Origin of the sequence: Clostridium mucosae, from assembly GCF_024622765.1 — a bacterium.
In the GTDB taxonomy this organism is placed as follows: domain Bacteria; phylum Bacillota; class Clostridia; order Clostridiales; family Clostridiaceae; genus Clostridium.
Window position 1 is genome coordinate 336,117 of the sequence record NZ_JANKAF010000002.1, and the last position, 9,270, is coordinate 345,386.

At 28.3% G+C, this 9,270-nt stretch carries 7 protein-coding genes; 1 reads left to right on the plus strand and 6 read right to left on the minus strand.

Annotated elements, in window-relative coordinates; genetic code table 11:
- Window positions 1–9: 9 nt before the first annotated feature.
- Window positions 10–996 carry a D-isomer specific 2-hydroxyacid dehydrogenase family protein gene (locus NSA50_RS04905; protein WP_257443358.1) on the minus strand — a complete coding sequence of 329 codons (987 nt, stop codon included), beginning with the start codon at window positions 994–996 and terminating at the stop codon, window positions 10–12.
- Window positions 997–1,075: 79 nt separating this feature from the next.
- Window positions 1,076–2,131 (minus strand): PTS transporter subunit IIC, encoded by a 1,056-nt coding sequence (locus NSA50_RS04910; protein WP_257443360.1) that lies wholly within the window; start codon window positions 2,129–2,131, stop codon window positions 1,076–1,078.
- 229 nt (window positions 2,132–2,360) lie between these two features.
- Between NSA50_RS04910 and NSA50_RS04915 the strand changes: the two genes are divergently transcribed.
- On the plus strand, window positions 2,361–4,394 hold the full coding sequence (locus tag NSA50_RS04915; protein ID WP_257443362.1) for a methyl-accepting chemotaxis protein: 2,034 nt from the start codon (window positions 2,361–2,363) through the stop codon (window positions 4,392–4,394).
- Between the two features lie 142 nt (window positions 4,395–4,536).
- On the opposite strand, the gene NSA50_RS04920 is transcribed toward NSA50_RS04915, so the two are convergent.
- The 4 genes from NSA50_RS04920 to NSA50_RS04935 all read right to left on the minus strand — a co-directional run.
- Window positions 4,537–5,253 (minus strand): hypothetical protein, encoded by a 717-nt coding sequence (locus NSA50_RS04920; RefSeq protein ID WP_257443363.1) that lies wholly within the window; start codon window positions 5,251–5,253, stop codon window positions 4,537–4,539.
- Between the two features lie 80 nt (window positions 5,254–5,333).
- Entirely contained in the window at window positions 5,334–7,118 is a 1,785-nt protein-coding gene (locus NSA50_RS04925) for an ABC transporter ATP-binding protein (protein WP_257443364.1), read from the minus strand.
- Entirely contained in the window at window positions 7,118–8,845 is a 1,728-nt protein-coding gene (locus NSA50_RS04930) for an ABC transporter ATP-binding protein (RefSeq protein ID WP_257443365.1), read from the minus strand. Before NSA50_RS04930 ends, NSA50_RS04925 begins: the two co-directional genes overlap by 1 nt.
- Before the next feature lie 342 nt (window positions 8,846–9,187).
- Window positions 9,188–9,270, minus strand: an 83-nt coding sequence (locus NSA50_RS04935) for an IS3 family transposase (RefSeq protein WP_257443380.1), incomplete at its 5' end; no start/stop codon positions are given.

Sequence of the window (9,270 nt, forward strand, 5' to 3'; positions counted from 1 at the left end):
TTTAATCACCTAAGCTAATTTGTTTTTACAATCATTTTTTGTTTCAAAATCATATAGATTTTCTAATGTATATTCAACCATATTAGCTACTGCTTCATCTGTATAGAATCCATAGTGAGGAGTTACTATAACATTTGGGAATGATTTTAAAGTTAATAATGTTTCATCACTAATTACATTATTTTGGTGGTTGCTATGGAAAATTCCATACTCATGTTCATAAACATCTGTTGCAACACCGCCAATTTTACCACTCTTTACACCTTCAATTAGTGCTTTAGCATCCATTAATTGACCTCTAGATGTATTTATTAAAATTACACCATCCTTCATTTTAGCAATTGACTCATCATTTATTAAGTGATAATTATCAGCTGTTAATGGACAATGAAGTGATATTATATCAGCTTGTTCAAATACTTCATCTAATGTTTTATATTCAATATATTTTGCTGCATTTTCATTAGGATATAAATCATATCCTATCATCTTACTGCCAAATCCTGAAAATGCTTTAATAGCAATTTGTCCAATTCTTCCTGTTCCAATAAAACCTATTGTTTTATTTCTTAATTCAAATCCAATTAATCCATCTAATGAAAAGTCTTGAGCTTCTACTCTCTTAAATGCTTTCTTGAAGTTTCTTGCTAAACATAAAGTAACCCCTACTGCAAATTCTCCTACTGAGTTTGGTGAATATGCTGGTACATTTGCTACATTTACCCCAAATTCCTTTGCAGCTTCTAAATCAATATTGTTATATCCAGCTGAACGAGTTGCTAAATATTTAACACCTAATTTTGAAATTATTTCTATTGCTTCTTTATTTGCATTACAATTTCCCAATATGCTTATAGCATCATATCCTTCAGCTAAATTTGCATTTGATGGCCCAAAAGATTCCTTTACAATTGTAACTTCATGATTATACTTACTTGAGAATTTTTCAAAACTACTCATTTCATCTGGTCTTACACAATACGCTAATACTTTCATAACTATACTCCTTTTGTTTATCTTTTTGTAAATTTATTAGATAAATATATGTAGGAGTCTCCCCCTACATAATTTATTTCTACTCAAATGTCAATTTATAATCTTCTTCTGAAATTATTTTTGCAATTTTAGTAAATATGTAATTAAATAATATTCCTAATGCTATTGGGGCAATTACAAATACTATACTAACAATAATTACATTCATTGTTGTATATCCACCCATTAAATTCAAAGCATTAATTGGTCCTATTAAACCTGAAATACCAAATCCTGCACTCATAGGAGTTCCTTGAATATTAAATATTCCAGCTAATGCTCCTAGTACAGCAGCATTGCAAAGAATTGGTACCATCATTATAGGCTTCTTTACTAAATTCACCATTTGCATCTTAGGAGATCCTAAGAAATGTGCTATTGAAGTACCAAAAGAGTTTACTTTCCATCCACAAATAGCTAATCCAAAACCTGCTGCTACACCCCCTAAATTTGCTGCTCCTGAACCTATTCCACCAAGAGCAATTGCTGTTGCAACTGCAACTGTAGAGAATGGTGAAACTATTAAGAATGCAAAACATAAAGAAATTAATATTCCCATTAATATTGGTTGTAAAGTTGTAAATTTATTGATTATATCACCAATAAATAGTGTTATTCCTTTAACATATGGTAATGCAAAAATACCAATTCCCCCTGCAACTATTACTACTATTGCTGGAACTAGTAATATTGTATACGCCTTCAATTTATTACCTAAAAGCATTACAATTCCAACTGCTATAGCTGCTGTAATTGCAACATTAATTACATCCCCTGTTCCTGCAAAAATAAATGCACCATTTTCTCCAACACTTGCTACGCCTGATCCAACTACTGCAGCCATACCTACTGATGTGATTTGAATTGGAGTTAACTTAAATTGCATTGCAATACAAACACCTATTACCATTTGTGAAAGTCTCATTGCAAGTAAAGTTATATCAAAAATTGTTTGTGCTGGGGCAAAGTGAGGTATTATTACCTTTAATAATTCACCTAATAAAGCATTTGGTATAAGAGCTACTACTATACCAACACTTAACCCCGCTAACAGCTTGTCCATAAACTGCTTAGCTGTCATCTTTTCGTTACTCATAATTATACTCTCCTTTTGATTTTATTGTATATTAAAAAATTCATTTTAAATATACATTATATTGTTTTCTTTGTCAAATTTTAGTTATATTTTATATTTTCACCTTTTATTTATATTTAGTGGTATTAAATGTAAATTTAAAAGAGAAATTTGTATTTTATATGATTTTTTTATAAAGTTTCCCATTCGACATTTCGATATATAAATAAGAATCAATAGGAGGGTAAAAATGAAAAACTTAAAGAAATCATCAAAAATTAAAAAACCAAACAAATCAATAAAAACACAAATAATATTACTATTTTCAATTTTATTAATATCTTCACTTTTAGTTCTTACAGCTATAACAACAGTGTCGGTAAATAAGAAAATAAAAGATGACTCTCTAAATATGATGTCAGAATTGACAAAAAGAAGTGCTAGCGAATTAAATGAATATGTAAATAAATATATTATGTTATCTGAAACACTAGCATCAACTGTATCAATGTCTTCATATTCAGATATTCAAAAAAACTTAATATCTCTTAATGGATACATATCTCAATATAGCCTAGATAGAATACTAATTGCAGATAAATCTGGGAATGGATTAAATAGTGGCGGACAAACTGTTAATATTTCTGATAGAGATTATTTCAAAACAGCCATGTCTGGTACTTCAACAGTTAGTAGCCCATTAACTGATAAGACTACAGGAAAAACTTTGATGGTATATTCTGCTCCAATAAAAAATAATGGACAAATAGTAGGGGTATTATCTTTTGCCAGAGATGCTAAAGAAATATCAGATAAGATAAGCACAATAACATTTAGGAGTACAGGAAAAACATGTTTAATAGATAGTAATGGTACAACTATAGCTCATTATGAATATAAAAGAGTTCAAGAAGGAGAAAACATTATTGAAATAGCTAAAAAAAATACTTCATTAGCTGAACTTGCTAAAAGTATTGAAAAAATGAAATCCGGAGAAACTGGCTTTGATGAATATGATTTTAATGAAACTAGAAGAGTAATTTCCTATCAAAATATTCCAGAACTTAATTGGTCAGTAGGCCTTATGGTTGATAGTTCTGATCTATTTATGGTAGTAGATACAATTCTTAAAATAGTAATCACTGTGGGTATTGTATCTTTAATTATTTCAATGATACTAGCTTACAGATTCTCAAATAAACTTAGTATAAGATTAAAATCAGTTTCTAGTATAGTTTCAAATTTTGCAAAAGGTAATTTCTCACAAGTACTATCTAATGAAGAATTAAATAAAACAGATGAAATAGGAGAAATACTTTCTTCAATAGATAAATCTCAAGATTCATTAAAGGATATGATTTCGTCCATCAAAGATTCATCACATACATTAGAGGAGGAATCATTAAATCTAACTAATATGTCTGAGGATTATTTAACTTCATGTAAAAATATAATTGCTGCTACAAAGGAAAGTTCTCAAGGGACATATAGTCAAGCTAACCAACTTTCTAATATTACAGCTGATATGGATATATTTGATACTAATTTAACTTCCATAATTACATCTATTTCTAATATTAATACTATGGTAGCAAATATTAATAATAAATCTACTTCATCTAATGAAGATATAGGTGAACTAGTATTAACCATGAAATCCTTAGAAAATAATTTCAAAATATTTAGCGATACAATTTCAAGCATGAAGGAAAACATAAATAATATTACTTCAATAACAGACGTAATAAACTCTCTTTCTGAACAAACTAATCTTCTTGCTTTAAATGCTGCTATTGAAGCTTCTAGGGCAGGAGAAGCAGGAAAAGGATTTGCTGTTGTAGCTGATGAAATAAGAAAACTAGCAGAAGAAAGTAAAACTTCATCAAGAGAAATTACTTCAATAGTACAAAACGTACTTAACCAAACTTCTGTTATTGTAAAAGAAAATGATTCAATAAGCTCACTATTCCAAACTCAAATTGATGAAACAACAAAGACTATGCTTAGTTTTGATGAAATTATATCTTTAGTTCTTGAAGTATCTAAAGAAATAAATTCATTGGATAAAAATTCTGACAGCATATCTAAAAGAAAGCAAAATATAATAGAAAATATAACTAATTCTTCTGCTATTTCTGAAGAATTAAGTGCTGCTACAGAAGAAATATATGCTTCATCAAGTGAATTATCTACTTCAAGTGAAAAAGTTGCTGGTTCAGCTGAACATTTAAGTACCTTAACTAAATCAATATTAGATAAACTTAGTAAGTTTAAGATAGATTAATAGAAATTCCTCTATTTAAGTTTATCAATAAAGTTAAAATTTAAATATAAATAATAAGAGTCGTAAATATAATTTGCACCTATATATTAAATATTTTTATTTAATATATAGGGCACTTTAGATATTACGACTCTTTTTAGTATTATACTTCTAAATTATCTCTACTTATAGTAGTTGCAATGAAAACTAATAAACTCGATAAAAATGACTTCCAAGCTCTAACTACAGCTCTTTTATCATTAGTTTCTTTACTTGCTCTCTTCGCCTCTTCTAATCCTCTGTAATTAATATCTAAAAATATTCCTGTTGCATAAAGAAACATAGCATTAGTTATTCTTGGAAAATTCTTCGTATTAATAAATTTTTCAGATTCATTAGTATTAAATAATTGATCTGAAACCCCTGCTCTTAAACTATATAGATAATAGAGATTTAAAAGTGTGGCTAATATTATAATATACAATGTATCTATAGATAAATTCAATGTGCCTAACTGAGAAAATAACTCATCTCTATTAGGAACACTTGCATTATTCTGAGAATTATTATTTTCTGCTTCATTATCATTATTTATTTCTTCTTCATTATCATTATTTATTTCTGCTTTATTATCATTTTTTATTTCTTCTGCTCTTTCATCTATATGTTCAAAGTATATTTTTCCATTATCTAAGTTATCTTTAATATTATTCTCATTAGTACTATATTGTTTATTTCTATTTATGTTATTTTTTCTATTTCCTACTTCATCATTATTTTGCGACTTAGAAGAATTATTTTTTTCATAACTCCTTATCTCTTTTGAAGAGGAACAATGATCTTTATTCTTTTTACTATTGTAATTATTTTTAGATTTCAATATCCCACTCCTAAAGGCATAATTATTTATAATACAAAATATGCACTTATTTATTATAGGATACTATTAATTTGATGTTATTAATTAGATACTTCTTTATCTGCAAATTGACTATTATATAATTTTTCATAGAAACCACCTTTTTTCATTAGTTCCTCATGTGTTCCTTGTTCAATTATATTACCGTCATTTATTACTAAAATTAAATCTGCACTTCTTATTGTTGATAATCTATGAGCAATTACAAAGCTAGTTCTTCCCTTCATTATATTTCTCATTGCTTTTTGAAGTAATAATTCTAACCTTGTATCTACAGAACTTGTTGCTTCATCTAATATCAATATAGCTGGATCTTTAAGTATTGCTCTAGCTATTGTTAAAAGTTGTTTTTCACCTTGTGAAATATTAGATGCCTCTTCATTTAGGAACATGTTATATCCATCAGGAAGAGTTTTTATAAAGTGATGTACATTGGCTATCTTAGCCGCTTCAACTATTTCTTCTTTTGTTGCTCCAAATCTTCCATATTCTATGTTATCATAAATAGTACCGTTAAATAGCCATGTATCTTGAAGTACCATTCCAAATATTGAACGTAGATCTTCACGTTTCATATCTCTTATATCTACGCCATCTATTTTTATTGATCCATCTTTAATTTCATAAAATCTCATTAAAAGATTAATTAATGTAGTTTTTCCAGCACCTGTTGGCCCAACTATTGCAACCATTTGACCACTTTTAACTTCAGCGCTTAAATCTTCAATTAAAATTTTATCGTCATTATATCCAAATCTTACATGTTCAAAAGTTACATTTCCTTTTGGACTTTCTAGTTTCACATTTTTTTCTATATCCTTTATTTCCTCTTCTTCATCTAAGAATTCGAATACTCTATGAGCTGCTGCTACTGCAGATTGTATTGCTGATGATAATTGAGTTACTTGTGATAATGGTTGATTTATTTGCCATATATAACGTATAAATGCTTGAAGGTTACCTACTGTTATTCCTCCTGATATTGCTGTTATAGCTCCCATTACTCCAACTGCTGCAATTCCTAAATAACTAACAAGTCCAACCAAAGGTGACATTATACTTGATATAAATTGTGCTTTAAATCCTGTTGCCCTAAGCTCTTCATTTGCTTCCATAAACTCTTTTATGGCATCCTCTTGCTTTCCATATAGCTTAATTTCATTAAAACCTGTATACATCTCTTGCACTTTTCCATTAAGCTTACCTAAAGCTGCTTGTTGTTTATTAAATAGATTTTGTGATTTATTTACTATAATCTTTGTAATTAAAATACTTAAAGGGATTATAATAGTTGCTAAAAGTGCAAGTTTTACATTTATTGAATACATCATTATAAGCGCTAAACTCAATGATAAAAATGCATTAACTACTTGAACAAAACTTTGTTGCAACGCATTAGAAATAGTATCTACGTCATTTGTTATACGACTTAATACATCACCATAACTATTTCCATCAAAATACTTTATAGGAAGCTTACTTATCTTTTTTTGTACCGCATTTCTTATATCCTTCATTGTATTTTGAATTGCATTAGTTAATAAGAAACTAGCTATGAATGTTGATCCTGCACTACCTATATAAACGAAAAATAATAAGATTAAAATCTTAATAATATAATTAAAATTAACTGAAGCTCCTTGAACACCTTTTATAATAGCTTCAAAATCCTTAGTTAATTGTGTAATAATTAACCCTTCTGTCCTTGGAGCTAATGCTGTAAATACTGCTGCTGATACTATAAATAATATCGCTCCTAAAAATGACCATTTATATTTATTTACAAAAGGAGCAATTTTCTTTACTACTGCTTTAAATCTATTCATTACGCAAGTTCCTCCTCTGTAAGTTGTGATGATGCTATTTCATGATAAATTTCACAAGTTTTAAGTAACTCTTTATGAGTTCCAATTCCTACTACTTCACCTTCATTTAATACTACTATTTTATCGGCGTCCATGATTGAACCTATTCTTTGTGCTACTATTAATACTACTGAATCTTTAGTTTCTGCTTTAAGTCTCTTTCTTAAAATAGCATCTGTTTTAAAATCTAAAGCTGAAAAGCTATCATCAAATATATAAATTTCTGGTTTTCTAACTATTGCCCTAGCTATTGAAAGCCTTTGCTTTTGTCCACCTGATACATTTGATCCACCTTCACTTATTACTTCTTCAAACTTTTTAGGTTTACGTGAAATAAAATCATAAGCTTGTGCAACTTTTGCAGAATATTCAATTTCTCCAGTATCTGCATTTCTCTTACCAAATTTAATATTACTTGCTATACTGCCTGTAAATAATAATGTCCTTTGAGGTATAAATCCAATCTTCTTACGTAATGCCTTTAAATCATAATCTCTTACATCTACTCCATCTATTTTAATGCTACCTTTTGTAACATCATAAAATCTTGGAATAAGGTTTATTAATGTACTTTTTCCACTACCTGTACTTCCTATAAAGGCAATTGTTTCACCCTTTTTAGCAGTGAAAGAAATATCTTTAAGAACTGCTTCTTCTCCATTTGGATATACAAAGGATACATTATCAAATTCTACTAATCCTTTAATTTCAGTATCTTTAACTCCATTTTCTGGACTCTTTATTATAGGATCTTCATCTAATATTTCTTTAATTCTATGAGCTGAAACTTGTGCTTTAGGATACATTATAAATACCATTGAAAATAACATAATGGAAAACATAGCATGAAATAAATATTCTATAAATGCTACTAATTGTCCAACTTGAAGAGCTCCTGCATTTATCATTTTACTTGATATCCAAAATATCGCTATAATCGCTAAATTTAAAAGAAAGAAGAACATTGGCTGAGATATAGCCATAAGCTTATGAAGCTTTTTAGAAACTTGTGCATATAACTCATTAGTTTCATCAAATCTTTTGGCTTCATAATTATCATTTCCAAATGCCCTTATGACCCTTATCCCCGTTAAGTTTTCTCTTGATATTCTATTTAACTTATCTAATCTCTTTTGTTGAGTTTCTGATAATGGCTCAGATACCTTTGCTATAATTACAACTCCTAGTATTATGAATGGAATTGTTATAGCTAGAACTACAGATAATGAAGGACTTGTTCTAAGTATCATTATTAAACTCACTGTAAACATTACAGGCGTTAATAATGCTGTTCTTAAAAGCGTATTTGTAAACTGTAAAAGTACAAATGCATCATTTGTAGTTCTTGTTATCATTGATGATACCCCAAACTTATCATACTCCGTATGTGAAAATTCTTGTGACTTTTTAAAAATATCATTTCTCATATCTCTTGTTATCCCTGTAGAAATTCTTGATGAACAAAATCCTAAAAGTATTGTTCCAAGAACTCCAATAACTGAAATAATTGAAATAATTATCCCCATTCTTTTTACATAATTAATATCGCTATTTACTATTCCTTTATCTATAACCTTTGCCATGATAGTAGGTATTCCTAATTCAACTAAAGCAAAACCAAAGACTGATATAATATTTAGTATAAGAAGCGCCTTATAATTTTTTAAATACTTTAATAATAATTTCATTGCTGCGTAATCACTCCTCTTCTTTCAATTCTTTTCAATATAAATAAAAATGAAATAATTAGACTATTACTATTATTTCATCTCTTTAAACCACATATGCAATTTTCATTACATTGTAGCATAGCTTAAAGGAAAAATCCACAAAGTTTTCCAATACACCTTACTTTCTCCTTCATTATATTTATCTTAAATAAAAAAGGCAAAGTCTCAGAAATCTATTTAATATAAAATTTATTCAATTTCAAATAGGCTTTATTTCCTTAAAAAGTTTAATCTTTTATTTTTATAAAGGGCCTCGCGAAATAAACTGATACCTATGTCAAGGACATTATAAAAAAAGGGTTATGCACAAAGAAGATGATTTCTGTATTGAACAGGGGTCATCTTTTTTTGATCCCATTTATATCTGTAGTTATTATAATAAA